23 protein-coding genes are annotated in these 25353 nt (G+C 61.7%); 11 read left to right on the plus strand and 12 right to left on the minus strand.

Features of this window, described 5'->3' with window-relative positions; translation table 11 throughout:
* Nucleotides 1–171 precede the first annotated feature (171 nt).
* A complete protein-coding gene (locus tag ODJ80_RS01750; protein ID WP_178864256.1) occupies nucleotides 172–1932 on the plus strand; it encodes an ABC transporter ATP-binding protein in 1761 nt (586 codons plus the stop codon).
* Nucleotides 1925–3832 carry an ABC transporter ATP-binding protein gene (locus tag ODJ80_RS01755; protein ID WP_263040643.1) on the plus strand — a complete coding sequence of 636 codons (1908 nt, stop codon included), beginning with the start codon at nucleotides 1925–1927 and terminating at the stop codon, nucleotides 3830–3832. Before ODJ80_RS01750 ends, ODJ80_RS01755 begins: the two co-directional genes overlap by 8 nt.
* Nucleotides 3833–3982: 150 nt before the next feature.
* Here ODJ80_RS01755 and ODJ80_RS01760 read toward each other — a convergent pair whose 3' ends face one another.
* Nucleotides 3983–4681 (minus strand): hypothetical protein, encoded by a 699-nt coding sequence (locus tag ODJ80_RS01760; protein ID WP_263040644.1) that lies wholly within the window; start codon nucleotides 4679–4681, stop codon nucleotides 3983–3985.
* Nucleotides 4671–6083, minus strand: coding sequence for a Mur ligase family protein (locus ODJ80_RS01765; protein WP_263040645.1), 1413 nt, complete (start codon nucleotides 6081–6083; stop codon nucleotides 4671–4673). Before ODJ80_RS01765 ends, ODJ80_RS01760 begins: the two co-directional genes overlap by 11 nt.
* A 203-nt stretch (nucleotides 6084–6286) precedes the next feature.
* Between ODJ80_RS01765 and ODJ80_RS01770 the strand changes: the two genes are divergently transcribed.
* Nucleotides 6287–7108 carry a sugar phosphate isomerase/epimerase family protein gene (locus tag ODJ80_RS01770; RefSeq protein WP_263040646.1) on the plus strand — a complete coding sequence of 274 codons (822 nt, stop codon included), beginning with the start codon at nucleotides 6287–6289 and terminating at the stop codon, nucleotides 7106–7108.
* Nucleotides 7109–7432: 324 nt separating this feature from the next.
* Here the strand turns inward: ODJ80_RS01770 and ODJ80_RS01775 are convergent, their stop codons facing one another.
* Nucleotides 7433–8785, minus strand: coding sequence for an MATE family efflux transporter (locus ODJ80_RS01775; RefSeq protein ID WP_263040647.1), 1353 nt, complete (start codon nucleotides 8783–8785; stop codon nucleotides 7433–7435).
* A 185-nt stretch (nucleotides 8786–8970) separates the two neighbouring features.
* Here ODJ80_RS01775 and ODJ80_RS01780 point away from each other — a divergent pair, with 185 nt between their 5' ends.
* Nucleotides 8971–10638 (plus strand): alpha-glucosidase, encoded by a 1668-nt coding sequence (locus tag ODJ80_RS01780; RefSeq protein ID WP_263040648.1) that lies wholly within the window; start codon nucleotides 8971–8973, stop codon nucleotides 10636–10638.
* A gap of 77 nt (nucleotides 10639–10715) precedes the next feature.
* On the opposite strand, the gene ODJ80_RS01785 is transcribed toward ODJ80_RS01780, so the two are convergent.
* The gene (locus ODJ80_RS01785; RefSeq protein ID WP_263040649.1) at nucleotides 10716–12065 is read right to left on the minus strand and encodes a citrate/2-methylcitrate synthase; all 1350 of its coding nucleotides are present in this window, start codon (nucleotides 12063–12065) and stop codon (nucleotides 10716–10718) included.
* 195 nt (nucleotides 12066–12260) lie between these two features.
* On the opposite strand from ODJ80_RS01785, the gene spoIIP reads away from it, so the two are divergent.
* The 6 genes from spoIIP to ODJ80_RS01815 all read left to right on the plus strand — a co-directional run bounded on the left by spoIIP (nucleotide 12261) and on the right by ODJ80_RS01815 (nucleotide 17842).
* A complete protein-coding gene (spoIIP, locus tag ODJ80_RS01790) occupies nucleotides 12261–13349 on the plus strand; it encodes a stage II sporulation protein P (RefSeq protein WP_263040650.1) in 1089 nt (362 codons plus the stop codon).
* Between the two features lie 63 nt (nucleotides 13350–13412).
* Nucleotides 13413–13682 carry a hypothetical protein gene (locus ODJ80_RS01795; RefSeq protein ID WP_263040651.1) on the plus strand — a complete coding sequence of 90 codons (270 nt, stop codon included), beginning with the start codon at nucleotides 13413–13415 and terminating at the stop codon, nucleotides 13680–13682.
* Between the two features lie 213 nt (nucleotides 13683–13895).
* Nucleotides 13896–15155 (plus strand): murein hydrolase activator EnvC family protein, encoded by a 1260-nt coding sequence (locus tag ODJ80_RS01800; protein WP_263040652.1) that lies wholly within the window; start codon nucleotides 13896–13898, stop codon nucleotides 15153–15155.
* A 189-nt stretch (nucleotides 15156–15344) separates the two neighbouring features.
* Nucleotides 15345–16145 (plus strand): C39 family peptidase, encoded by an 801-nt coding sequence (locus tag ODJ80_RS01805; protein ID WP_263040653.1) that lies wholly within the window; start codon nucleotides 15345–15347, stop codon nucleotides 16143–16145.
* Nucleotides 16146–16314: 169 nt separating this feature from the next.
* Nucleotides 16315–16935, plus strand: a complete 621-nt coding sequence (locus tag ODJ80_RS01810; protein ID WP_263040654.1) for a hypothetical protein — start codon at nucleotides 16315–16317, stop codon at nucleotides 16933–16935.
* A 115-nt stretch (nucleotides 16936–17050) separates the two neighbouring features.
* Nucleotides 17051–17842 (plus strand): ZIP family metal transporter, encoded by a 792-nt coding sequence (locus tag ODJ80_RS01815; RefSeq protein ID WP_178864244.1) that lies wholly within the window; start codon nucleotides 17051–17053, stop codon nucleotides 17840–17842.
* Between the two features lie 78 nt (nucleotides 17843–17920).
* Here the strand turns inward: ODJ80_RS01815 and ODJ80_RS01820 are convergent, their stop codons facing one another.
* On the minus strand, nucleotides 17921–18811 hold the full coding sequence (locus ODJ80_RS01820) for a YitT family protein (protein WP_178864243.1): 891 nt from the start codon (nucleotides 18809–18811) through the stop codon (nucleotides 17921–17923).
* Between the two features lie 231 nt (nucleotides 18812–19042).
* Between ODJ80_RS01820 and ODJ80_RS01825 the strand changes: the two genes are divergently transcribed.
* Nucleotides 19043–19207 (plus strand): hypothetical protein, encoded by a 165-nt coding sequence (locus ODJ80_RS01825; protein ID WP_178864242.1) that lies wholly within the window; start codon nucleotides 19043–19045, stop codon nucleotides 19205–19207.
* Between the two features lie 82 nt (nucleotides 19208–19289).
* Here the strand turns inward: ODJ80_RS01825 and ODJ80_RS01830 are convergent, their stop codons facing one another.
* From ODJ80_RS01830 to ODJ80_RS01860, 7 genes are all read right to left on the minus strand, one after another.
* Nucleotides 19290–19724 carry a GNAT family N-acetyltransferase gene (locus tag ODJ80_RS01830; protein ID WP_263040655.1) on the minus strand — a complete coding sequence of 145 codons (435 nt, stop codon included), beginning with the start codon at nucleotides 19722–19724 and terminating at the stop codon, nucleotides 19290–19292.
* Nucleotides 19725–19805: 81 nt separating this feature from the next.
* Entirely contained in the window at nucleotides 19806–21551 is a 1746-nt protein-coding gene (gene pyk / locus ODJ80_RS01835) for a pyruvate kinase (RefSeq protein WP_263040656.1), read from the minus strand.
* Nucleotides 21552–21707: 156 nt separating this feature from the next.
* Complete coding sequence (locus ODJ80_RS01840) at nucleotides 21708–22436, minus strand: MBL fold metallo-hydrolase (RefSeq protein WP_263040657.1); 729 nt, start codon at nucleotides 22434–22436, stop codon at nucleotides 21708–21710.
* 6 nt (nucleotides 22437–22442) lie between these two features.
* On the minus strand, nucleotides 22443–23297 hold the full coding sequence (gene rsmI / locus ODJ80_RS01845) for a 16S rRNA (cytidine(1402)-2'-O)-methyltransferase (protein ID WP_263040658.1): 855 nt from the start codon (nucleotides 23295–23297) through the stop codon (nucleotides 22443–22445).
* 12 nt (nucleotides 23298–23309) lie between these two features.
* Nucleotides 23310–24068, minus strand: a complete 759-nt coding sequence (locus ODJ80_RS01850) for a tRNA1(Val) (adenine(37)-N6)-methyltransferase (RefSeq protein WP_178864240.1) — start codon at nucleotides 24066–24068, stop codon at nucleotides 23310–23312.
* A 92-nt stretch (nucleotides 24069–24160) separates the two neighbouring features.
* Nucleotides 24161–24331: a DUF362 domain-containing protein gene (locus ODJ80_RS01855; RefSeq protein ID WP_178864239.1), complete on the minus strand. Its 171-nt coding sequence runs from the start codon at nucleotides 24329–24331 to the stop codon at nucleotides 24161–24163.
* Between the two features lie 116 nt (nucleotides 24332–24447).
* A complete protein-coding gene (locus ODJ80_RS01860) occupies nucleotides 24448–25317 on the minus strand; it encodes a PSP1 domain-containing protein (RefSeq protein ID WP_263040659.1) in 870 nt (289 codons plus the stop codon).
* Nucleotides 25318–25353 lie beyond the last annotated feature (36 nt).

Consider the following 25353-nt stretch of genomic DNA (forward strand, 5'->3'; position numbering starts at 1 on the left):
TCTTTTACATCCCTTTTCCGCCCTACCACTTCTCGGGATGGGGCCGGAGGAAGAAGCAGCCGGGAACAGTCCGGCCGGTGTCCACGCCGGCAGGGCGGTTTTCTTTCTATACCTATGCCCCCTTTTGGCAGGGGTCCCGGCGGGGAAATTTTTTGAAAGGAAGGTTTTGCTATGATTCGGACTCTGGCGAAAAGTATTCGGGAATACAAGAAGCCTTCGATTCTGGCTCCCGTATTCGTCACGGGGGAAGTGGTCATGGAATGTATCATTCCCTTCATTATCGCCAATCTGGTCAACGAGATCAAGGCGGGCATCTCCATGCCCATGCTGCTGGGCTATGGCGGCGTGCTCATCCTGATGGCCGGCCTTTCCCTGGCCTTCGGCGCCCTGGCCGGCAAGGCGTGTTCCACCGCCAGCTGCGGCTTTGCCCGCAACCTGCGCAAGGACATGTTCTACAAGATCCAGGGCTACTCCTTTGAGAACATCGACAAGTTCTCCGTCTCCAGCCTGGTCACACGGCTGACCACGGACATCACCAATGTGCAGATGGCCTATATGATGATCATTCGCACGGCGGTGCGCAGCCCCTTAATGCTCATCTTCTCCTTTGTTATGGGTTTTGTCATGGGCGGGAAAATGGCCTTTATTTTCCTGTTCACCATCCCCGTGCTGGGCATTGGGCTGTTTTTCGTCACCAAAAAGACCATGCCCCTGTTCCGCCGGGTGTTCCGCAAGTACGACGCCCTGAACGCCTCTGTGCAGGAAAACATCCGGGGCATGCGGGTGGTCAAGGCCTATGTGCGGGAAGACCACGAGAAGAAAAAGTTTGACCGCGCCGCCGAGGACGTGCAGAAGGACTTTACCAAGGCTGAGCGCATTCTGGCCATCAACAACCCCCTGATGCAGTTCTGCATCTATGTGGTGATGATTTTCGTCATGTCCTTTGGCTCTTACACCGTCATCACCAGCCAGGGCCTGGACCTGGACGTGGGGCAGATGTCCTCTCTGCTCACCTACTCCTTCCAGATTCTGATGAGCCTGATGATGGTCTCGATGATCTTTGTGATGGTCACCATGTCCCTGGAGTCCGCCGAGCGTATTGTGGAGGTCCTTTCGGAAGAGAGCACCCTGCAGAACCCGGAAAACCCCGTCATGGAGGTCAAGGACGGCTCCATCGACTTTGACCATGTGAACTTTAAGTACTCCAAAAAGGCCAGCCGCAACGCCCTCTCTAACATCGACCTGCACATCAAGAGCGGCGAGATTGTGGGCATTTTGGGAGGGACGGGCTCCTCGAAGACCTCTCTGATCCAGCTGATCCCCCGCCTGTATGACGCCACCGAGGGCACCGTGAAGGTGGGCGGCGTGGACGTGCGGGACTATGACCTGGAAACCCTGCGCAACCAGGTGGCCGTGGTGCTGCAAAAGAACGAGCTGTTCTCCGGCACGATCAAGGAGAACCTGCGCTGGGGCAATCCCCATGCCACCGACGAGGAACTGGAAGAGGCCTGCCGCCTCTCTCAGGCGGACGAGTTCATCCAGCAGTTCCCCCAAAAGTATGACACCTACATCGAGCAGGGCGGCTCCAACGTGTCCGGCGGCCAGAAGCAGCGGCTGTGCATTGCCCGGGCCCTGCTGAAAAAGCCCAAGATTTTGATTTTGGATGACTCCACCAGCGCGGTGGACACCCGCACCGACGCCCTCATCCGCCAGGGCTTCCGCAAATTTATCCCCGAGACCACCAAGATCATCATTGCCCAGCGGGTGGCCTCTGTGCAGGACGCCGACCGGATCCTCCTGATGAAGAACGGCGAGATTGAGGCCATGGGCAGCCATGAGGAACTGATGGCCTCTAACCCCACCTATCGGGAGATCTACACCTCGCAGAACCGCGTGAACTCTCAGGAAAAGGCAGGTGCTGAAAATGGCTGAGAAGCGACCCTCCGGCGCGAAAAGCGCCCCCATTTTGCTGCGGCTGATCAAGATGCTGTTCAGCTTTTACCCTGTTATGCTCCCCGTGGCCCTCGGCTGCATCCTCTTCAACGCCATCATCAGCTCCATCCCCTCCATCTTCATGCAGAATGTCATCTCCCTGGTGGAGCAGAGCTGGCAGGCGGGAGACTGGGCCGCCGTGGGCGGGCAGATCCTCCACTTTGTGCTCATCCTGGTAGTGCTCTATGTGCTCAGCCTGGCGGCGGGCACAGTGTTCAACCAGCTGATGGCCATTATCACCCAGGGCTCCCTTGCCAAGATGCGTGAAAAGATGTTCAACGGCATGCAGGACCTTCCCATCAAGTATTTTGACACCCACAATCACGGCGACGTGATGAGCTATTACACCAACGATATTGACACCCTGCGCCAGATGATCTCTCAAAGCCTTCCCCAGCTGATCATCTCCACCGTGACCGTCATCACCGTGCTGGCCATTATGCTCTATTTCAGCGTGTGGATGACCCTGGTGGTGCTGGTGGGCGTGTTCTTCATGGTTCTGGTCACCAAAAAGGTGGGCGGCCGCTCTTCCAAGTATTTCATCCGCATGCAGCAGTCCATTGCCGCCACAGAGGGCGTGGTGGAAGAGATGATGAACGGCCAGAAGGTCATCAAGGTGTTCTGCCACGAGCAGGAAGCCCAGGCAGACTTCGACAAGGTCAACGACGAGCTGTTCCACAACGCCGAGCAGGCCAATATCTACGCCAACATGCTCATGCCCATCCTGAACAACATCGGCAACGTGCTGTATGTGTGCGTGGCCATCGTCTCGGGCATTCTGATGATGACGGGCGCCCCCAACCTGAGCATCTCCGGCATGGCCTTTGGCATCAGCATTGTGGTGCCGTTTTTGAACATGACCAAGCAGTTCTCCGGCAACGTCAGCCAGGTTTCCAACCAGCTGAACATGGTCATCATGGGCATGGCCGGCACCAAGCGGATCTTCAACTTGATTGACGAGAAGCCCGAAACAGACGAGGGCTATGTCACCTTGGTAAACGCCAAGGAGGACAAGGACGGCAACCTGCACGAGTGCAAAGAGCGCACCAACGTGTGGGCCTGGAAACATCCCCACCAGGCGGACGGTACAGTCACCTATACCCGTTTGCAGGGCGAAGTGGTGCTGGATGACGTGGACTTCGGCTATACCCCGGAGAAGCTGGTGCTGCACAACATCAGCCTGTACGCCAAGCCCGGCCAGAAGATCGCCTTTGTGGGCTCCACCGGCGCGGGCAAGACCACCATCACCAACCTGATCAACCGGTTCTACGACATCGCCGACGGCAAGATCCGCTACGACGGCATCAACATCAACAAGATCAAAAAGGCCGACCTCCGGCGCAGCTTGGGCATGGTGCTGCAGGACACCAACCTGTTCACCGGCACCGTAATGGACAACATCCGCTATGGCCGCCTGGAGGCCACCGACGAGGAGTGCATTGCCGCGGCCAAGCTGGCCGGCGCCCACGACTTCATCACCCGGCTGCCCCAGGGCTATGACACGCCCCTCTCCGGCAACGGCTCCAACCTGAGCCAGGGCCAGCGGCAGCTGCTGTCCATTGCCCGGGCCGCTGTGGCGGACCCCCCTGTGATGATTCTGGACGAGGCCACCTCTTCCATCGACACCCACACCGAGGCCATTGTGCAGAAGGGTATGGACGCTTTGATGACCGGCCGGACGGTGTTCGTCATCGCCCACCGCCTGAGCACCGTGCAGAACTCCGACGCCATTATGGTGCTGGACCACGGCCGCATTATCGAGCGGGGCACCCACGACCAGCTCATCGCCCAGCACGGCACCTACTACCAGCTGTACACCGGCGCCCTGGAGCTGGAGTAACCCCTCTTCTAAACGGAAAAGGACCGCCCTTTTTCGGGCGGCCTTTTTTGTGCCCCGCTCTGGAGCAGCCGCCTCTTTCCAAAAAGGGAAGGGCTTCCGCCGCCCCTTTGCCCATCAAAAAAGCCGCCCTTTGGGGCGGCTTTTGCGCGTTTATGCTTTCTCCCGGAAATCCTCCAGGCGCTTTTCGTAGGCAGCCTCCACCGCCTGTTCCAGGGCCAGGGGCACATCGCCGGCGCCCATGGCCTTCAGCAGGGAACGGGTAAAGGGCGGGTTGTTGACCAGCAGGGGCCCCAGCAGGTAGGTGCCGAAAAAGTGGTTCCGGCGCACCCCCTCGAAGGGGCACTTCTTGTTCAGGCCCACGCCCTTAGTCACGGTGAACAGGCCCTGCACCTCCCCCTTGGGATAGGCCATGGTGAACTGGGACTTAAAGCCCATCACCGGCCGGCCCTCAAACTCCCCCAGGAAGATGCTGTTATGCCGGTGCATCATGTCCCGCCGGGCGGTAAAGGGGAACAGGCCCAGGCAGGGGATGGCCTCCCCGCCCTCCTTCCGGATGCTCTCCCCCAGCAGCTCCAGGGCGTTGCCGGTAAAGAGAAAGGGCGTGCCCTGCTGGATGAGCTCCTCCAGCCGCTCCCGGTGGGGGCGCAGGCGTTCCAGCACCAGTTCTTGGGTCCGCTCGGTCATAGGGCCCAGATAAACCAGGTCCACCGGTTCTTTGGCGAAGCGGGGTTCCTCCTGCAGGGAAGTCTCCACAAATTCCGCCTGGGGCAGGCAGCGCTTCAAATATTCCACATTGCTCAGGTCCCCGTACAGGTTGCACCGCTCGGGGAACAGCACCTCAATCCGCATGGGAAGCATCCTCCTTTCCCTGCTGGGGAGCGGGCGCGGCAGCCATGCGCTCCTTCAGCTGGCCTTTGATCTGCTTAGAGAGCTCCACCGCGTACAGGTCATAGAGCATAAACAGCGTGTCCACCTGGGAGAGGTCCACCGCTGCCGCGGCGTCCAGGGGGTGCTCCATATGGCAGAGCTTTTCCGGCGGGATACCCGCCATCAGCAGCCGCACATACACATCCCAGTGCCGGGGCCCCGCGGCCACCACCTGGAGGATGTCCGGGCTGTTTAGAAACTCAAAGTCCGTGTCGTACAGCCAGGCCGTGTTCTCCACCGAATGGGCGGCGTCGTGGGCGTCGTCCAAAAACAGCAGCACCGCCTTTTTGCCAGGGCAAAGGCGGGCGCTGGCGCAGGCCTGGGAACAGGCGATGGGGTTCTGCCCCTTAGCCAGGTGCAGAACGAGCCGCCGCCCGTTCACCGCAACCTCGTTGTAGCGGCTCTCCACAATGGTCAGCTTGTCCATGCACTGGGCCACGCGCTCCTTGGGGAGGCCGAACTCACACAGCAGGGCCACCGCAGAGAGGGCGTTGTACACATTGATCAGGTTGGTGTTGGGCAGGGGAAAGTCCTGGGGGCCGTCCACACCCTGCACGGTCATCCGCCGGCTGTGCTGGTCCAGGGCCGTCACCCGGTAGGCCGGCACAGGAGAGGCCAGCCCGCACTGGGGGCACCGGGCCCGCCCAATGTGGTGGTACCGCCGGAACTCCCACTCCAGGGGGCTGCCGCACTGGGGGCAGGAGCGCACGTCCTGCACCAGGTTGCGGGGCTCCGGCACCTCGCCGGGCAGCAGGTCAATGCCGAAAAAGGCCCGGCGGTTGTGGGGCTTCAGGCTGGAGCACAGCAGGTCATCGGCGTTTAGGACCAGCCGGGTGCTGTCGGGGATATACTGGTTCAAGATGTCCAGGATGAACTCTACATGGGCGTTGCGCTTGTAAGAGTCCCGGAAGATATTGGTGCACAGCAGCAAGTCCGGCTTGAGGTAGGGCAGAATGCGGGGGGCGCTGCGCTCATCCAGCTCAAAGACGGCCAGCTCCTTTTTGGGCCTGCCAAACAAGGTGGAGTTGGCGATCAGGCTGGAGGCCACGCCGGTGGCCACATTGGTGCCCGCCCGGTTGCAGGTGAAATCATAGCCGCACTGGGCCAGCACGTCCTCCACCAGGTTAGAGACCGTGGTCTTGCCGTTGGTGCCGGTAATGCCGATGACGGTTTTGGGCCGGGGCATGCGGCCCAAAAAGTCCGGGCACAGGATGATGGCCCAGCTGCCGGGCATAGAGGTGCCCTTGCGGCCGATAAGCTTCAGCACAAGGGCTGTGCCCTTGGCAAACAGCAGCGCAAAGTAAAAACGCAGGTTCCTTTTCATAAATCTCGACTTCTTTCCTTTTTCATAATCCCTGTTGATGGCGTGGATCCACATATTATTAAACGAATTATAAATATTATGTATCCCCTGCATACTGTAACACAACCTCCCTCTTTTTTCAAGCCTCTCCCTTGACCTTTGTCACCGATTGCGCTATGATGAGCATAGATCCTTTATTTCTAACTTGACAGGAGGAGTTTTCCATGAAAACCTTGCCCGTTGCCGTGCAGGTGTACTCTGTCCGTGAGGACGCGGAACGCGATTTTGCCGGCACTATGAAAAAGATCAAGGAGATGGGGTATGACGGCGTGGAGCTGGCTGGGCTGTACGGCCTGACCCCCAAAGAGGTGAAAGCCGCCATTGAGGACGCCGGCCTGGTGGCCCTTTCCGCCCATGTGCCCTTCCAGGAGCTGGTGGCCGATATGGAGGGCACCATTGCCCAGTATGTGGAGATCGGCGTCAAGTTCATCGCCATCCCCTATCTGATGGAGGAGGACCGCCCCGGCACCCCCAAGTTCGAGGGCAACGTAAAGCTGTTTGAGGAGATTGCCAAGGCCTGCAAGGCCCACGGCATCCAGACCCTCTACCACAACCACGACTTTGAGTTCCAGAAGATGGCCGACGGCCGCTACGCCCTGGACTACATCTATGACACCATCCCTGCGGACCTGCTCCAGACGGAGATCGACACCTGCTGGGTGAAGGTGGCCGGCGAGGACCCCGCCGCTTACATCAAGAAGTACACCAATCGCTCTCCCCTGGTGCACCTGAAGGACTTCCACAAGGAGGGCAAGCCCGCCAACATGTACGAGCTCATCGGCACCGAAGTGAAAAAGGAAGAGAGCCACGGCACCTTTGAGTTCCGCCCCGTGGGCCACGGCGACCAGGACTTCGGCCCCATCCTGGAGGCCTCTGTGGAAGCCGGCGCCCAGTGGGTTGTGGTGGAGCAGGACCAGTCCAACGGACGTCCCCCCATGGAAGCCATCAACCTCAGCCGCCAGTACCTGAAAGAGCAGGGCTGGTGAGCAGTTGCCTTTGGCAACTGCCCAGAGAAGCCCTCGAATCCGGAAGGGATTCGTTTTCGCTTTGTGAAAATCCGGGCTTCTCTCCATAATAGCTCTTCTGAAAAGGCGTTCCTTTTGGGGAGCGCCTTTTTCTCTCCCCCGAAAAAGGGCGGTGGCGGGAAAAAACCGCCACACCCCCCTTGGGGACAACCCCACTCCGTGTTCCTTTTTCATGCTCATTAGATAAGGCGGGAGGCAATTTGGTTACATAACTTTTTGAAAAAAGAAGGAAAAGGGCGCCCAAGCAAGTTGCTTGGGCGCCCTTCTTCGGGTTATTCCAGGTTTTTAAGCAGATTCTGTGCCGTCTTTCTTCCACAGCTCTTTCTGCCTCAGCAGGAGAATCAAAGCCAAAATGCCTGCCAGCACGGCAGTGCCGGCAAAGTTCAGCCACAGGCCTGTCAGCCCCAGGGGCCAGAACACGCCGATGAGGATGACCGGGAACACCAGTGCCGTGCACACGGAAATGGCCGAGGCTGCCACGGGCTTCTCTATGGCGGAGAGGAAGCTCTGGGTGGCGAAGCTGAACCACCGGGTGATGTAGGTCAGGCTGAACAGCAGCAGGGCGCTGACGGCCATTTCCAGATAGGCGGGGTCGGAACCCCCGGTGATGAAGAGACCGGCGATCTGCCGGGGGAACAGGGCCAGCACCGCCGTGGTGGCCAGCGCCAGGGTGATGGCCGCCGTGTAGCACCGCAGCTCAATGGCCTTGACACGCTTGATGTTGCGGGCGCCCCAGTTAAAGCCCACCGCGGGCTGGAGGGAATCGCACATGCCATAGAGCAACGGGTGGACAAAGCCGTCCATGGTCATCAAAATGCCGTAGACAGACACGGCGTTCTGCCCGCCGATGGCCAGCAGCACCACGTTCATGATGATGGAGGTGACGCGCCCGGCGATGTTGTTCAAAAAGCTGGGCAGCCCGCAGGCGACGATCTCCCGCAGGGCCTTGGCGTGGAACCGGGGCCGCACGAACCGCAGCTGCATCTTCCCCAAAAAGAAGGGGACAAAGGCCGCGATGGCGGTGAGGGCCATGCCCAGGCTGCTGCCCAGGGCCGCGCCCCGGATGCCGATTTTCAGCACGCCCATAAACAGCAGCTCCAGGCCCATGCAGGCCACGGACATGAAGATGTTCAGGACCATGCTGCGGCGGATCTTCCCGCAGATGCGCAGGTAATTGTCCACGGCAAAGACAATGGTGGTCACCGGGGAGCACAGGGCATACGTCACCAGGTAGGCGGTGGCCTGGTCCAGCAGCTCCCCCTGGGCGCCCATCCAGGAGAGGAAGGTCCGCCCGCCCAGGGCCAGCACCGCCCCGGACAGGATCCCCGCCAGCACCACCATAATGCTGGCGCAGGTGAAGTAGTTGTTGGCCTCTTTCTCATCCTTGCTGCCCAGCTTGATGGAGATGGGCACCGCGCTGCCCAGGCCGATCAAGTCCGCCAGGGCAAAGTTGATGATGACCAGGGGCATGGCCAAGTTGAACCCGGCAAAGGCGGTGTCCCCCAAAATGCGGCTGATGAAAATGCCGTCAGCCACCTGGTACAGGGCTGAGGCCAGCATCCCAATAGAGCCGGGGATGGCAGCCTTGAAGAACAGCCGGGTGGGCGGCGTCTGCGAAAACAGCGTCTTGTAATCCATAGAATCCCTCTCAGTTCCTATACGCGAAATTGCTTTTTATTATAAACTATGGTGTTACACCATAGTCAAGAGGGCGGGAAAAGATTTCCCCGCCACGACAGGTTGCGCGCCCCCGCGCCCCGGGGTATAATGAAAGGGCAACGGCCGGCGCTGCCCGCCAGCCCTTGGAAAGGAGCCTTGCCTGTATGAAACACACGCTTGAATCCCGGCCCAGCTGGGTACAGGACCTGGTGGTCTATCAAATCTATCCCCGCAGCTTCCAGGACTCCAACGGGGACGGCGTCGGCGACCTGCCCGGCATCTGCCGCCGGCTGGACTATCTGCAAAGCCTGGGGGTCAACGCCCTATGGCTCTCGCCGGTATACCGCTCCCCCAACGATGACAACGGCTATGACATCTCCGGCTATCAGGAGATTATGGAGGAATTTGGCACCATGGCCGACTGGGAGGCCCTGCGGGACGGGTGCAGGGCCCGGGGCATCCGGTTGATTATGGACCTGGTGGTCAACCACTCCTCCGACGAGCACCCCTGGTTTGCGGAGTCCCGCTCCTCCCGGGGCAACCCCAAAAGCGAATACTACATCTGGCACGATCCCGCCCCTGACGGGGGGCCGCCCAACAACTGGGCCTCTGTGTTCGGGGGCAGCGCCTGGGAATTTGAACCCCGGCGGGGCCAATATTACCTTCACATCTTCTCCAAAAAGCAGCCGGACCTGAACTGGGCCTGCAAGGCCCTGCGGGAAGAGCTGCTGGCCACGATGGACTGGTGGGCCCAGCGGGGTGTAGACGGCTTTCGGGTGGACGCCATCAGCTACCTGGAAAAGCCCCAGGGCTTTCCCAATTCTCCCCTGCCGCCCCAGCCGGACGGCTATTCCCTGTTCAACAACTGGGCGGCCGGCTCAGAGGGGACCCACCGGTACATCCGCATGATGCATGACCGGGTGTTCGGGCCCCGGGGCCTGGTCACGGTGGGAGAGGTCTCCCTCAACGCCCCCGAGGAGATTGCCAGCTATGTGGACCCGGACCGCCGGGAATTCACCATGGCCATCCCCTTTGTGCCCCCCGCGGTGGAGATTGCCGCCTGGTCCCCGAAGAAGCTGCTGGCAGACGCCTGCCGGGATTGGCAGCTCTTAGGGGAGCGGGGCTGGTGGGCCCGGTTCCTTTCCAACCACGACAAGCCCCGGCAGGTTTCCCTGTACGGCTCGGAGGGGGAGCATTGGGAAGCCTCTGCCAAGCTGCTGGCCCTGCTGGTCCACACTCTCCCGGGCACGCCCTTCCTCTACCAGGGAGAAGAGCTGGGTATGACCAACATGGCCTTTTCCTCCATAGAGGAGTACAACGACCCCGAGGCCAAAAACCGCTACCGCCAGCTGCTTTTGGAGGGCGTCCCCCCGGAAGAGGCGCTGCGCACCATCCAGCTGGAGAGCCGGGACAATGCCCGCACGCCCATGCAGTGGGACAGCTCTCCCCATGCCGGGTTCACCACCGGCACCCCTTGGCTGCAGGTCAACCCCAACTACACCAAAATCAACGCCGCTGCCCAAGAACGGGACCCTTGCTCCATTCTGCACTTTTACCGGCGGCTTATCGCCCTGCGGCGGGAGCAGCCCGCCCTCTCCTGGGGCGGCTTTGAGGCGCTGGAAACGGGTTCCTCCACGCTGCTGGCCTACCGCCGCCCCCACGAATCCGGCTCTCTGCTGGTGGTGCTGAACTTTTCTTCCAAGGCAGCGCTGGCCCCCAGGGGGCTTGTGCCGGAGGGGGCCCAGCCCCTGCTGGCCTCCACCGAACGGGATGGCGGCTGGCAAGGGGAGCGCCTACGCCCCTATGAAGCCGTCCTGTTCCGGCTCCCCTAAAACCACTCTATGCAAAAAGCGCCTTGCCGGAAGACTCCGGAAGGCGCTTTTTTACTGTGGAACGCTGGGGAAGCTTTTCAGCCCTCCGGGAACTCCCGGTGAGGCTGTACCGCCATGTAGGCGGGCCGGATGATCTTGCCGCCGCCGACAAGCTCCTCAATGCGGTGGGCGCTCCAGCCGGCGATGCGGGCAATGGCAAAAATGGGGGTGTACAGCTCCATGGGCAGGTCCAGCATGCTGTAAATGAAGCCGCTGTAGAAATCCACATTGGCGGAAACGCCCTTGTAGATTTTCCGCTCCTTGGCGATGAGCTGGGTGGCCAGCCGCTCTACGTTGGCGTAAAGCTGGTACTCCTCCCCGCGGCCCTTCTCCTTAGAGAGCCCCTCCACAAACCGGGCCATAATCTTGGCGCGGGGGTCCGAGAGGGAGTACACGGCGTGGCCCATGCCGTAGATGAGCCCAGCCCTGTCAAAGGCCTCCTTATGGAGCAGCTTCTGCAGGTAGGCGGTGATTTCCTCGTCATCGTTCCAGTCCTTCACATGCTCCTTGATGTCCTCGAACATCTTCACCACCTTGATGTTGGCGCCGCCGTGCTTGGGGCCCTTTAAAGAGCCCAGGGCCGCGGCAATGGCGGAGTAGGTGTCCGTGCCGGAGGAGGTGACCACATGGGTGGTAAAGGTGGAGTTGTTGCCGCCGCCGTGGTCTGCGTGGAGGATGAGGGCAATGTCCAGCACCTTGGCCTCCAGCTCAGTGTAAGAGCAGTCTGGCCGCAGGATGCGCAGGATGTTCTCCGCTGTGGAGAGCTTGGGGTCTGGCTGGTGGATAAACAGGCTCTGCCCATCGTGATAATGCCGGTAGGCCTGGTAGCCATAGACCGAGAGCAGCGGGAACAGGGCAATCAGCTGCATGCTTTGGCGCAGCACGTTGGGAACGGAAATATCTTCCGCGTCCTCATCATAGGAATAGAGCGTGAGCACGCTGCGGGCTAAGGTGTTCATCATGTCGCTGCTGGGCGCCTTCATGATGATATCCCGCACAAAGCTGGTGGGCAGGGTGCGGTAGAAAGAAAGAAGCTCGCAGAAGGTCTTAAAGTGCTCCGGGTCCGGCAGGTCTCCAAACAGCAGCAGGTAAGCCACCCGCTCAAAGCCAAAGTTGTCCCCCTTGGGCTGGCGGCGCACCAGTTCCTCCACGCTGTAACCGCGGTAGTACAGCTCGCCCTCGCAGGGGACGCTCTTCCCGTCCACGGTCTTGCTGGAGATGATCTCTGAGATATTGGTCAGGCCCGTAAGTACGCCCTTGCCGTTTAAATCCCGCAGGCCCCGCTTCACGTCGTACTTGACGAAAAGCTCCGGGTCAATCTTGCTGTTTTCCACGCACATGCCGGCAAACATGCGCACCTCTGGTTTGATCTCCGAGTAGATAGACATTCGTAAAACTCCTTTCATCCTGGGCGCAGCAGATCAGCGCCGCGCGTCCCGTTTTGGACGCTCCTTCGTGTTTTTTCGATACACCATACCCTCCAAGTCCATAGAAAGTGATAGTATTACACTTTATTATACTGAAGAAACCGGGCTGTTGCAAGGAGGTTTTTGTAAATTTTTCATGGCAAGAGGATCTTATTTATGAGAAAACGCTTTGCCCGTTGGGGAAACAATTTGCTACTGCTGGGCTGTGCCGTGGTGTGCCTGTGGTGCGTGGGGACAAAATTCCAGGCCTGGGCCCAAGAACAGGGGGGCGACGCCCTGCTCTTTGCCGCGGGGATGCAGGCCCAGCCCGTCAGCTCCCCCTCCGGCGCCAGCGCCAGCCCCAGCCCCTCCCCCGGCGGGGAGGCCCCCCTGGAGGAGGCGTACCCCCTCCCCGATGACGGGGTGGTCTCCCTGGGCGGGGGTCAGGAAGCCGCTCCCGCCGTCACCCCGGACCCCAGCCGCAGCTCCGCCCCGGTGGAGGAGATCCAGTTGGAGGGCGGGGCCCAGGTGGCGGATTTCTTCGTCAAGGACAGCACCGGCTCTGGCACAGACCTGCTGGCGGCCTTGGAAGAGGAGCCCTCCGTCCATTTGAAGCGGGACGGCAGTGCGGAAATCCTCATCTACCACACCCACACCTCCGAGGCCTACTCCCAAAGCTACACCGGCTTTTACTACACGGACATGGCCACCCGCACGGAGGACCCGGACCAAAGCGTGGTGGCCGCCGGAGAGGCGCTGAAGCAGGCCCTGGAGGCCCAGGGCTTCGGGGTGGTCCACGACACCACCGTCAACGACACCTTATACAATGGCTCTTACGACCGCTCCTGGGAGGTGCTGCAGAAAAACCTGGCGGAATACCCCACCCTCCAGGTGACGATCGACGTGCACCGGGACTCCATGACCACGGACAGCGGCGTTAAATACAAACCCACCGTCACGGTAAACGGCCGGAAAGCCGCCCAGGTCATGCTCATTGCCGGGTGTGACGCAAACGGCGGCTGGGGGGACTTCCCCCGGTGGGAGGAAAACCTGCGCCTGGCCCTGCGGGTGCAGCAGAAACTGCAGCAGCTCTACCCCGGCTTGGCCCGCCCCCTGAACTTTTCCAACAGCAAATACAATATGAACGCCACGCCGGGCTCCATGCTGGTGGAAGTGGGCACCGAGGTCAACACCGTCAGCGAGGCCCGCTACGCCGGGCAGCTGGCGGGGGATGCCATCGGGCAGGCGCTGAAGGCCTGTCCCTAATCCGGGAAAGCTGTTCATAATCCCGCCTCCTTGGGCCACACTAGCTTCCAAGGAGGCTTTGCTATGAAACATTCCCGCAAGCACACATTCGCCCTCTCCCTGGCCCTCTCCCTTTTTGTCTTCCTCACCCTGGCCGGGTGCGCCATTGTGGACGCCCAGGGCCGCCGCCTCAGCTTTGGGGACGAGCAGCCGCCCTTCCAGGTGGAGCAGCTTTCCAACGGGAAAACCTGCCTGCGGGTCAAGCTGTTTGGCCTGGACGCCGCCTGGGACGTCACCTCCGCAAGCCGGGCTTGGGATGCCGTTTGTGATTTTTGCTGCATTCCGCACAAATAAATGCAGCCGATTGCACAAATTTGCTCTTGTGGTGAACCCACTTGGCACCCCAAGATCTGGTACTTTGGCAGGGTTTTGTAACTATTTTGAAATAAATTTACAAAATAATTCTTATTAAGAAAAATAACTTCCTCCCCATGGGGTACAATGCTACACGAAAATTTATGTAAAGAAAGCATTCAGTTTCACCTTACAAAAGGGAGGAAGCGCTTTATGAAAAAAAGCTGGAAAAAGCGGCTGTGCTGTGGGCTGATGGCCCTGTGCGTGGCCTGTGTCACCCCGCTGAGCGCCTCTGCTGAGACCGTGGCTGAGATCCAGGCCGAGCAGAACCGGCTTCAGGCGGAAAAGGAAGACCTGCAAAGCCAGCTGGACGACCTTCGCAACCAGGAGGCGGAAAAGCAGGCTTATCAGGACACTCTGCAGGAGCAGATTCAGGTGGTGCAGGAGCAGATCGACACCACCCGCCAGAATATTGATGACCTGAACCAGAGCATCACCGAGCTGACCATGAAGCTGGACGCCTCGCAGGCGGAGATCCAGGACACCATCGACGAGTTCAAAGAGCGTCTGGTGGCCCTGTACACCGCGGGCAACATCAGCACCTTGGAGATCCTGCTGGACTCCAACAGCCTCAGCGAGTTCACCACCCGCTCGGAAATGATTGAGAACATGACCGCCCATGACCAGGACCTGGTGGACAAGCTGGAGGCCTATGTGGAATCTACCAGCGCTGAACGGGAAGAGCGCCAGGCCCAGATGGACGAAGTGGCCGAACTGAAGAAGTCCCTGGAAAACCAGCAGGACGAGCTGGACGCCCTTTACGCGGAGAACGCCGCTGCCCTGGAGGAGATTCAGGGGGCGGAGGGCGCCACCGAAAACGCCCTGGCTGCCAATGAGGAAGAACTGGCCGCCTATGAGCAGAAAATGCAGGAGGCCATCGCCGCCCAGAAGGCCGCAGAAGAGGCCGCCCTGGCCGCGCAGCAGCAGCAAAACAGCGGCTCCACTGCTTCCGGCGGTGATTCCACCAGTTCCGGCGGCGGTTCCGCCAGTTCTGACGGGAGCATCTCCTACCCCACGGGGGGCGGCGGCGTGGCGGGCTTTGACCCCATTTGGCCCCTGCCCGGTGTGACCTACATCTCCGCCGGCTACAACGGTTATCCCGGCCACAAGGGCCTGGACATTGCCGGAGCCTACGGCACCCCCATTGTGGCGGCTGAGGACGGCACCGTCATCGAGGCCAACAGCACGGACTCCTGGGGCATGTCCTGGGGCTATTATGTGCTGATTTACCACAACGGCACCTACACCACCCGCTATGCCCACATGAGTTCCGTAGCGGTGTCCACCGGCCAGTATGTGACGGCCGGCACGGTCATCGGCTATGAGGGCGCCACCGGCAACGTGACCGGGCCCCACCTCCACTTCGAGGTGTACGAGAACGGCGTCCGCGTGGACCCCATGCAGTTCCTATAAAGATTGAAAGCGAGAGGCCTCCCCAGCTGGGGAGGCCTTTTTTGCGGGAAGGGGCGCTCCCACCTTCTTTAGCACAGCCCCGGAACGTCTCTTTTAGCTGAAAAAACTTCCCTCTTTTTCCTCCTTTATGTTACCTCTCCCCTACCCCCTGCGTCTAATGGGCAAAGAGACTTGAAAAAGGGGAGAGGAATGATGAAACAATCCACGGCGGTTCTACCGCGTACCCGGCGCCCGCGCCGCCACCCCAAGCGGGTATTCTGGCTCAAGCTGCTGTGCGTCTTCGCCGCGGCGTCCTTTGCCGCCCTGCTGGTGTGCTCCCCTGCGGTGGCCCAATACCTCCCCTGGAAAATCGGGGAGGCACTCTCTGGCCAAGCGCCCTACACCCTGCTTGACGCCCCCTTCATCGACCAGCGGGACAAGTACCCCACCGGCTGTGAAAGCGTCACCGCGGTGATGGCCCTGCAATACGCCGGGGTGGAGGTTTCCGTAGAGGAGTTTATCGACGGCTACCTGCCCCAGGGAAACACCCCCTATACGGACGAATCCGGAACCCTGGTGGGCGCCAACCCCTGGGAGGAATTCCTGGGCAGCCCCTATTCAGAGAGCGGCTGGGGCTGCTATGCTCCGGTGATTGCCGGAGCGCTGGAGCAGCTGCTCCAGGACCGGGATATAAAGGACCTGTCCGTAAAAGAGCTGGAGGGCCAAAGCCTGGAGTCCCTCTGCCGGGCCTATGTGGACCGGGGCGTGCCGGTGATGCTGTGGGCCACCATTGATATGGAGCAGCCGGTGGAGTCCACCCAGTTTATCCTGGAGAACACCGGCGAACCCTTCACCTGGATTTACCCCCTTCACTGCCTGCTGCTGACGGGGGAGGATGGGGAAAGCTACTACTTCAACGACCCCCTGGCAGGGAAGAACGTGCCCTACCCCAAGGACCAGGTGAAAACCGCTTATCAGGGGGTGGGCATGCAAGCAGTGGTGTTGGAGTGAAACCATCGGAAACAGGAGAGCCTGCCAAGGGGCAGGCTCTCTTTATTGTATAAAAAAGCATATTCATTTTATAAGATTTCATAAATGTTGCAATTGAATTCTGCGAAAAAGTGCGGTACAATTTTGTTGGAACCTTCCCACAAGCTGTTGGAAGAAAAGAGGAAGTGTTTTGAAAGAGAAGCGAATTGTACGGCGAGGAATGGCGCTGCTGCTGTGCCTGCTGCTCTGCGCCGGGCTGTGCGCCTGTCAGGAGGAGCAACCGGGAAAAATTGACAACCTGTTTTCCTTTATCCTGGCGGAAGAGGAGGGGAAGCTCCTGCCCCGCCGGGGGGAGATCCTCTCCCCCATGGAGGATGTGCTGAAGGCTAACGGCTGGACCGAAAAGGACCTGGAGGAGGATCCTCTGGGAGACGGACAGATTCTCACCGTTCCCTTGGAGGTGGAGGGCCTGCCGGAAGTCACCGAGCAGCTGCGCTTTGAGCCCCTGGAGGGAGATCCGGTTCTGTCGGGGGTCAGCTATCAAATCGCCCCGAGCGGGGAACCGGCGGCCACCTGGAAAGCCCTGGAGGACCAGCTTTCCGCTGTGTTGAAGGAGACAGACCAGGTGGGCCTGTTCACCCCGGACGCCAGCCTGGCCCAGGGGGAGGATGTGATCTGGGGGGACCGGGACGGCAACACCCTGAACATCAGCTTCGGCATGGACGGGGAGGGCCAGCCCGGCCCGGCTGTCATCACCCTGCACAGCGGCGAGCTGACCAGCATGGCCGTAGAAGCCCGGGAAAACCGGTAACCCTCCCCGCGGCACGGGAAAACGCGCCCCTCCGTTTGACAAACGTTTGCCCGCTGTGTATAATGCGGAGTAGAAGCGGTTCGGTTAACATAACCAAAAGTGAGGAGGGGTTGGAATGCAGCCAGTACTGTGGGCCGCCGCCGGGACGGGCTTTACCTGTTTGATGACCGTCCTGGGGGCCTCGATGGTCTTTTTCTTCCGCAAGCGCGTAACAGAGGGGGCCCAGCGGATTTTCCTGGGCTTTGCCGCCGGCGTGATGGTGGCTGCCTCGGTGTGGAGCCTGCTGATCCCCGCCATTGAGGAGGCGGAGAGCCAGGGCGTGCCCGGGTGGCTGCCCGCGGCGGGGGGCTTTCTTCTGGGGGTGGGCTTTCTCATGGCCCTGGACTCTGTGATGCCCCACCTCCACCTGGGCGCCGACCAGCCAGAGGGGCACTCCTCCTCTTGGAAGCGCACCACCCTGCTGGTTCTCGCGGTGACGCTGCACAACATCCCAGAGGGCATGGCCGTGGGCTTTTCCTTTGCCCTGGCGGCCCAGCACGGGGACGACCCCGCCCTGTACACGGGGGCTTTGGCCCTGGCGCTGGGCATGGGCCTGCAAAACTTCCCCGAAGGCGCCGCCATTTCCCTGCCCCTGCGGCAGGAGGGGCTGCCCGCCTGGAAGAGCTTTGTCTACGGGGGGCTTTCCGGCATTGTAGAGCCCCTCTTTGGCATTTTGGCGGTGTTGGCGGCGGGGAGCATTCAGCCCCTGCTGCCCTGGCTGCTGGCCTTTGCCGCCGGGGCCATGCTGTATGTGGTGGTGGAGGAGCTCATCCCAGAGGCCCATCTGGGGGAGCACTCCAACATTGGCACCCTGGGGGTTATGGCGGGATTTCTGGTGATGATGGTGCTGGACGTGGCCCTGGGCTGACCCTGCCCGGCCGATGGCATCCAAGCGCAAAAAACAAGGGGCACCCAGGCCGGGTGCCCCTTGTTTTGGGCTGGCGCCTCATTTTCTGCGGTTTCCATAGCGCTTGGGCAGGGTGAATCCCCGGCCGCGCACCTCGTTGACCTGGCTGACCACCATAAAGGCGTCCGGGTCGATCTCTGTCACCGTCTCGGTGAGCTTGGCCAGCTCCCGGTTGGAGACCACCGTCAGCACGGTGCAGCCCTCCTGCCCGCCATAGCCCCCCACGCTTTTCAGCAAAGTGGTGCCCCGGTCCGCCTGGCGCTGGATGGCCCGGCTGATCTCCTCGTACTTCTGGCTGACCACCTTCAGCTGCATCTGCCCCGTGCCCGCCATCAGGGTCTTGTTCAGGGTCAGGGTGTACAGCAGCACCAGCACCAGGCCGTAGAGCACCTGCTCCACATTGGAGAACAGGGCCTGCAGCAGCAGGATGGCGCAGTCGAAGGCATACAGGGAAATGGAGACCGGGATGCGCAGCTTTTTCTGCAGCACCAGGGGCGGGATGTCCATGCCGCCGGTGGAGGCCCCCGCCCGGATGACAATGCCAATGCCCGCGCCAATCATCACCCCGGCCAGCACCGTGGCCAGCAGGGGGTCCTCTGTCAGGCGCACCTCTCCCAGCGCCCCTTGCAGCACCGCCAAAATAAAGGGGTAGTAAAAGGAGCTGATGACCGTGGTCAGGGCAAAGACCTTGCCCAGCACCAGCAGCCCCGCCAGGAACATGGCCGCGTTGAACACCCCCACAAAGGCGGAAAGGGGCAGGCCGAAAAAGTATTGGGCGGCCAGCCCCAACCCCGTGGTGCCCCCGGTGATCAGCCCATTGGGCAGCACAAACAGGGCCACTGCCAGCGCGTACAGCGTGTTCCCCGCCAGCACCAGCAGCAGCTTCCAGGCCGCCTTTCCCAGCTTTTCCCTTGTCAAAGCGTCTTTCATAACACTACTTCCTTCCACTACTGTAATAAAGCAGAAAGGGACGGGCCGCCGCGGCCCGTCCCCCTATCGCATTTCCTGTTCTGTTACCGGTCTGTTCTCTATCAAAGCCAGGTCCCCCTTTTATCCGTCTTATCATACCAGAAAAACCTCCAAATGGCAAGCGGCCCCACCGTTGCAAAACAGCCCCGGCAGAGGTATGATAAAGGGGAAAGAAAAAAGGAGGCGTTTTCCATGAGCATTATCCCCACGCCGGCCCAGGCCATGGAATGGGTCCGGCGCTATAACCAGGAGGAGTTCCACCTGCACCACGCCAAGACCGTGGGATGGGTGCTGGGCTGCCTGGGCGCCCGCTCCGCCCCCCCTGGCCCTGGAGGAACAGGTGCAGGCCGCCTATGAAAAGCGCCTGGCGGACTGCAAAGCGAAAGCCTGATAAACTGGAAATCCCCCGGAAAACCCGGGGGATTTTTTGCTGCCGTATTCACAGCCCCTGCTCGAAGTGGGCCTCCCCGCTGGGGGAAAAGCCCATTTTTTGGTACAGGGCCTGGGCGGGGGCGTTGTCCTCCCCGGTGAGCACCGTGACGGCCTCCACGCCCTCGTGGCGGCAGGCGTCCAGGAAAGCCTCCAGCAGCTGCCGGGCCACGCCCTGGCGGCGGCAGCCGGGGCAGACGTACAGCTCCGTCACCTCGGCAGAGGGCCGAGAGTAGCAGGCGGAGCGCTTCAACAGCCCGCAGAGGAAGCCCGCCGGCTCCCCGGCCACAAAGGCAAGCAGCACCCGCTCGGGCCCGGGGTGGGCCAAAGCCAAAGCAGCCTCCTGGGGGGAGGCCACCCCCTCCCCGTTAAAGGCCAGATTCAGCGCAAAGAACACCTGGGCGTCCTGGGCTGTGGCGCCGCGAATCTGCACCGCGTTTTCCATGGGTTTCCCTCCCCGCAAAAAGGGAGCCGCCAGCGAGACGGCTCCTCCTTGTTTCAGCTTTTAGGATTTCTCCCAGCCGGTTCAGCAGGCGCTGACCCGCCCTGTCTTGGCGTCCAGGGTGACTACGGCGCCGCTTTTCAGCAGGTCTGTGGCATGCTCCGCCCCAGTGATGACGGGCTTGTCCATGGCCAGGCCCACAATGGCCGCGTGAGAGTTGGCGCCCCCCTCCTCGGTGATGATGCCGGAGCTGCGCCGCAGGTACTCCACAATGGTGTTGTTGGTCTCAGGCACTACCAGGATGTCCCCGTCCCGAAAGCGCTTGGGGATATCGGACAGGCGCTTGCACACGCACAGCCGGGCGGAGACGCTCTGCTCGGTAACCCCTTCGCCGGTGAGGAGCACATGGCCCACCACATGGACCTTCATCATATTGGTGGTGCCAGAGATGCCCAGGGGCACGCCGGCGGTGATGACCACCAGGTCGCCGCTCTTCACCAGGCCGGTCTGCTCGGCGGCATCTACGGCCCGTTCAAACAGGGTGTCGGTGTCGGTAACCTCGTCGATGAGCATGGGCACCACGCCCCAGGAGAGGTTCAGCTGGCGCCAGACGTGCTTCTCGGTGGTGCAGCCCACAATGGGGTAGGAGGGCCGGAACTTGGAGAGCTGCCGGGCCGTCACGCCGGACTTGGTCACCGTCAGAATGGCCTTGGCCCCCAGGTCGTGGGCCGTGGTGCAGGTGGCGTGGGAGATGGCGTTGGTCACATCGAAGGCCACGTCGCTGTTGTCACGGGCGTTGAAGCGCTTGATGTAGTTGATGCTCTGCTCGGCCCGCTCAGCAATGCGCACCATGGTTTCCAATGCCTCCACCGGGTACTTGCCCGCGGCGGTCTCGCCGGAAAGCATAATGCAGCTGGTGCCGTCATAGATGGCGTTGGCCACGTCGGTGGCTTCGGCCCGGGTGGGCCGGGGGTTCTTCATCATGGAGTCCAGCATCTGAGTGGCGGTGACCACCTGCTTGCCCGCCAGGTAAGACTTCTGGATCAGCTGCTTTTGCAGCACGGGCACATCCTCCAGGGGGATCTCCACGCCCATGTCGCCCCGGGCCACCATGATGCCGTCCACCACACGGAGGATCTCGTCGATGTTTTCCACACCCTCCATGTTCTCAATCTTGGCGATGATGTTCATGGAATGGCACTCATATTCCTTCAAAATGTGGCGGATCTCCAGGATGTCCTCGGCAGAGCGGGTGAAGGAGGCGGCGATGTAGTCAAAGCCGTTCTCAATGCCGAAGATGATGTCCGAGCGGTCCTGCTCGCTGATAAAGGGCATAGAGAGCTTGGTGCCAGGAACATTGATGCCCTTGTGGTTGGAGACCCGGCCGCCGTTTAAAACGGTACATACAATATCTGTCTCTGAAACGTGCTCGGCCCGCATCTCCACCAGGCCGTCGTCAATCAGCACCCGGGCACCCGCCTTCAAATCCTTGGGCAGGTCCTTGTAGGTGATGGAGACGATCTTGCCGTCACCCTCCACCTCCCGGGTGGTCAGGGTAAAGGTGTCGCCGGCCTCCAGCTCGATGGGGCCGTTTTTAAAGGTCTTTACCCGGATCTCCGGGCCCTTGGTATCCAGAATGGTGGCCACAGGCAGGCCCAGTTCCTCCCGCAGGCGGGTGACAGCCTCCAGCTTTTTCGCGGCGTCCTCATGGGTACAGTGGGAAAAGTTGAACCGGGCGGCGTTCATGCCCCCCAGCATCAGCCGGCGAAGGACGGCCTCGTCCTCCGTGGCAGGCCCCAGCGTACAGATGATCTTTGTCTTTCTCAGCATAGTGTGTCATCCTTTCCTGTGATCTTCCCCGTTACCGCGCGTTTTCCTGGAGGGGATGGTTCCAAACGGTCCGCTTGCGCAGCATGAAGTAAATTTATACCTATTATATCATAGATCTGCGCCGCCGTCATCCATTTTCCATTCCCTGACAAAAATTTAACATCCCGCACATCCCCGCAAACAGCCCCGCAGGTACTCCAGCTCTTGGCCGCGGGTCTCGGGGCCGCTGTGGCCCGGCAGTGCCAGGGAAAACTCCAGGGAGGAGAGCAGCTCCAGCAGGGCCCTGAGGCGGGCAGGGTCATAGCCGGCCCCCGGCTGGTAGAGGTCCTCACAGTCGGCGTCCCCCAACGCCAGCACCCCCTCCTGGGGCACATGGACCAGCAGCCCGTCCCGGGAATGGGGGGTGTCCCGGCAGAACAGGCGGCAGTCCACCCCGCCCAGGTGGAGCGTCAGCTCTCCCTCCACCTCCATCTCCGCTAAGGAGACGGAAACCGCCCCCAGGTCCGGGTACTCCCGGCGGATGTGCTCATTGCAAAAGGGGATGTCCTCCCCCCGGCGTTCCCGCTGGGCCATGGCTTCGGGGGTCCACTCCCAGGCCCGCACCTGGCGCAGCTTCCGGTTGGTGAGGGCGGAGGCCAGCGTCACCCCTTGGACCGCCCCCAGGCCGAAGGTGTGGTCCCAGTGCCAGTGGGTGACGGCGGTGAAATCCGGCAGGGGCAGGCCCCGCTCCTCCAGGGCGGCGTAAAACTGGGCCACATGGGCCGGGGAGCTGCCCGCGTCCACCGCCAGGCTCCGCCGGTCCCCCCGGATGTAGTAAAGGCTGGGCCGGTCCCGCTCTTCCTCCCAGGGCAGGCACCACACCCGCTGTGTCACTTGCTTCAGCACGGCGGCTCACTCCCTTTCCATCAGCCGGCGGTAAATCTCCCCTTTTTTAAAGCCGGTCTCCTGGGCGGCCTCTTTGGCGGCCTCGCTGGCGGAAAGCCCTCCCGCCCCCAGAGAGCGGGCCAGCTCCACCGCCTCCTCCAGGGTGTACTCCCGCTCCGCCGCCGCGGGCGCCTGGGCCCCGGCCACCACCAGCACGAACTCCCCCCGGGGCTCCGTCTCCCGGTAGTGGGCGGCGGCCTCTCCCAAGGTGGTGCGCCACACCTCCTCGTGGACCTTGGTCAGCTCCCGGCACAGGGCGATGGGCCTGTCCGGCCCAAAAAGCCTGGCAAAGTCCGAGAGGGTCTTGCGCAGCTTGTGGGGGGCCTCGTAGAAGATCATGGTGCGCTGCTCCTGGGCCACGGCCTCCAGGTGCTCCTTGCGGCTGCGCTTGTTCACGCTGAGGAACCCCTCAAAGGTAAAGCGCCCGGTGGGCAGCCCGCTGATGGCCAGGGCAGAGAGGGCCGCCGTGGGGCCGGGCACCACATACACCGGCAGCCCCGCCGCGGCGCAGGCGGCCACCAGGGTCTCCCCCGGGTCGGAGATGGCGGGCATCCCCGCGTCGGAGACCAGGGCGCAAGTCTGGCCCTCCCGGAGCCGGGCCACAATCAGCGGGCCGTGCTCCAGCTTGTTGTGCTCGAAATAGCTGACCAGCGGCTTCTTTATGCCAAAGTGGTTCAGCAGCCGCAGGGTGACCCGGGTGTCCTCCGCGGCGATAAAGTCCGCCTGCTCCAGCGTCTCCCGTGCCCGGGGGGAAAAGTCCCCCAGGTTGCCAATGGGCGTGCCCACCACATACAAGGCGCCCGGCTCCAATGTCTGTCCCACGCTTTGCTCCCCCTATCGTCTTTGATGCTCCGGGTTGTCCCGGTAGTCCCCGTAAATGGCCTCCAGCTCCCCGGTGGGGCGGCCGTCCTCCCCCTCTAAAAGGAGCACGGGCCCCACGTCCATGCCGGGCCTGCCGCCCCGGCGGCACTCCAGCAGAAGGAGAAAGGGCGCTTTGCCCGGCCGCTGCTGGCACAGCCGCAGCCGCTTGGGCTCCAGCTGAAAGCGTTGGAAAAGCCCCACCGCCTCCCCCAGCCGCTGGGGCCGCAGGCACAGGCACAGCCTGCCCCCAAAGCGCAGGGCGCAGCGGGCCTCCCGGGCCAGGTCCTCCAGGGAAAGGGTGTCCCCCTGGCGGGCGGTGCGCCGGGCCGCGTCCCCGCAGGGGATGCCCGCCCCCGGCGGGGTGTAGGGCGGGTTGCAGGCAATGCCGTCCAGGCTGCCCGCCGGGAAAAGGTCCGAAAGCCGGCGGGCGTCCCCCCGCACAATGCCCACCGTGGCGGAAAAACCGTTTTCCGCCACCGAGCGCTCCGCCTGCTGGGCGGCCTTCTCCTGCAGTTCCACCCCAGTGATGGACCCGGCTTGGGTGCGCACCCGCCACAGCAGGGGAATCACCCCGCAGCCGGTGCCCAGGTCTGCCCAGCGCTCCCCCGGGCGGGGGGCGGCGAAGTGGGCCAGCAGCACGGCGTCCGTTCCAAAGCCGTGCTCTGGGCTTACCAGCACCCTGGCCCCGCCGCAAAGGGGCTCCCAATGGGTGTTTTCCAACAGCGGATTCACCCGCCTTCCCTCCTTTCAGGCAAAAAGAAGAGCCCGCAGGGGAACAAGCCCCCGCCGGGCTCCGCTTTTTTGAAATTGTTCCGGCCCGAAGCTCAGCCCTCCTGGGGAGCGCCCACGGGGCAGGTGCCGGCGCAAGCGCCGCAGTCAATGCAGGTATCGGGATCGATCACATATTTGCCGTCGCCTTCGGAGATCGCTCCAACGGGGCAATCGCTGGCGCAAGCGCCGCAAGCAATACATTCATCACTGATCACATAGGGCATGGGGAACACCTCCATTTAGATTTTCAAGTTCATTGTAACACATTTTGCTCAAAATGCAAGTGTTTTTCCTTTTTCTTACCATTCTGCCAGCTGTTCCCCGGGGGCGGGCCCGCCTTTTACGTCTCCTCCAGCTTTTTCAGCTCTTCCAGTTCCTTTTTGCCCACCTTCACCTTGCCGTCCCGCAGCACCTTCACCTCGCTCACCTTAAACACCTTGGGGGCGCCCTCCGGGTCCTTGTCCAGGCGCACGGTGAGCTTGCGGGTAAGCAGGTTCTGCTCGATGACCACGCCCTTGCCGTCCGGGGTGGAGACCAGGGCGTTCACCTTGGGGGTGGTGCGCAGCAGGTCCTGATAGGCCTCCTGCTCGTACTTCAGGCAGCACATCAGCCGCCCGCAGGCCCCGGAGATCTTCACCGGGTTCAAAGAGAGGCCCTGCTCCTTGGCCATTTTAATGGAGACCGGGGTAAAGCCCCCCAAAAACGTGCCGCAGCAGAAAGGCCGGCCGCAAATGCCCAGGCCCCCCAGCATTTTGGCCTCGTCCCGCACGCCGATCTGCCGCAGCTCGATGCGGGTGCGGAACATGCCCGCCAGGTCCTTCACCAGCTCCCGAAAGTCCACCCGGCCGTCGGCGGTGAAGTAGAACAGGATCTTCGAGTTGTCGAAGGTGTACTCCACGTCCACCAGCTTCATCTCCAAGCCCCGCTCGGCGATCTTCCGCTCGCAGGCCTTAAAGGCCTTTTTCTCCTTCAGGTGGTTTTCGGCCACCCGTTTCAAATCCTCCCGGGTGGCGGGGCGGATGACCTTGCGCAGGGGCTGGACAATGCTCTCATCGGCCACCTCCCGGTTTTCCAAAGCCACCTCGCCGCACTCCATGCCCCGGGCGGTCTCCACAATGGCCATAGAGCCCTTCTCCAGCCGCTGGCCCTGGGGGTCGAAGTAATAGACCTTTCCTGTATTTTTAAACCGCACGCCGATGACCTCGGCCATGCGCATTCCTCCTTTCCTGCCGGCCGCCCCCGGAAG

Source organism: Acutalibacter sp. LFL-21, from assembly GCF_025630755.1.
Lineage (GTDB): Bacteria > Bacillota > Clostridia > Oscillospirales > Acutalibacteraceae > Acutalibacter > Acutalibacter stercoravium.

What these genes read in the sequence shown, in the direction of transcription:
- ODJ80_RS01860 (WP_263040659.1), bottom strand. Translation starts at nt 25,317, where the DNA reads ATGGCCGAGGTCATCGGCGTGCGGTTTAAAAATACAGGAAAGGTCTAT.
- ODJ80_RS01825 (WP_178864242.1), top strand. Translation starts at nt 19,043, where the DNA reads ATGAGCATTATCCCCACGCCGGCCCAGGCCATGGAATGGGTCCGGCGC.
- ODJ80_RS01805 (WP_263040653.1), top strand. Translation starts at nt 15,345, where the DNA reads ATGATGAAACAATCCACGGCGGTTCTACCGCGTACCCGGCGCCCGCGC.
- ODJ80_RS01765 (WP_263040645.1), bottom strand. Translation starts at nt 6,083, where the DNA reads ATGAAAAGGAACCTGCGTTTTTACTTTGCGCTGCTGTTTGCCAAGGGC.
- ODJ80_RS01800 (WP_263040652.1), top strand. Translation starts at nt 13,896, where the DNA reads ATGAAAAAAAGCTGGAAAAAGCGGCTGTGCTGTGGGCTGATGGCCCTG.
- ODJ80_RS01775 (WP_263040647.1), bottom strand. Translation starts at nt 8,785, where the DNA reads ATGGATTACAAGACGCTGTTTTCGCAGACGCCGCCCACCCGGCTGTTC.
- ODJ80_RS01770 (WP_263040646.1), top strand. Translation starts at nt 6,287, where the DNA reads ATGAAAACCTTGCCCGTTGCCGTGCAGGTGTACTCTGTCCGTGAGGAC.
- ODJ80_RS01855 (WP_178864239.1), bottom strand. Translation starts at nt 24,331, where the DNA reads ATGCCCTATGTGATCAGTGATGAATGTATTGCTTGCGGCGCTTGCGCC.
- ODJ80_RS01785 (WP_263040649.1), bottom strand. Translation starts at nt 12,065, where the DNA reads ATGTCTATCTACTCGGAGATCAAACCAGAGGTGCGCATGTTTGCCGGC.
- ODJ80_RS01780 (WP_263040648.1), top strand. Translation starts at nt 8,971, where the DNA reads ATGAAACACACGCTTGAATCCCGGCCCAGCTGGGTACAGGACCTGGTG.
- ODJ80_RS01815 (WP_178864244.1), top strand. Translation starts at nt 17,051, where the DNA reads ATGCAGCCAGTACTGTGGGCCGCCGCCGGGACGGGCTTTACCTGTTTG.
- spoIIP (WP_263040650.1), top strand. Translation starts at nt 12,261, where the DNA reads ATGAGAAAACGCTTTGCCCGTTGGGGAAACAATTTGCTACTGCTGGGC.
- ODJ80_RS01820 (WP_178864243.1), bottom strand. Translation starts at nt 18,811, where the DNA reads ATGAAAGACGCTTTGACAAGGGAAAAGCTGGGAAAGGCGGCCTGGAAG.
- ODJ80_RS01830 (WP_263040655.1), bottom strand. Translation starts at nt 19,724, where the DNA reads ATGGAAAACGCGGTGCAGATTCGCGGCGCCACAGCCCAGGACGCCCAG.
- ODJ80_RS01760 (WP_263040644.1), bottom strand. Translation starts at nt 4,681, where the DNA reads ATGCGGATTGAGGTGCTGTTCCCCGAGCGGTGCAACCTGTACGGGGAC.
- pyk (WP_263040656.1), bottom strand. Translation starts at nt 21,551, where the DNA reads ATGCTGAGAAAGACAAAGATCATCTGTACGCTGGGGCCTGCCACGGAG.
- ODJ80_RS01755 (WP_263040643.1), top strand. Translation starts at nt 1,925, where the DNA reads ATGGCTGAGAAGCGACCCTCCGGCGCGAAAAGCGCCCCCATTTTGCTG.
- ODJ80_RS01795 (WP_263040651.1), top strand. Translation starts at nt 13,413, where the DNA reads ATGAAACATTCCCGCAAGCACACATTCGCCCTCTCCCTGGCCCTCTCC.
- ODJ80_RS01750 (WP_178864256.1), top strand. Translation starts at nt 172, where the DNA reads ATGATTCGGACTCTGGCGAAAAGTATTCGGGAATACAAGAAGCCTTCG.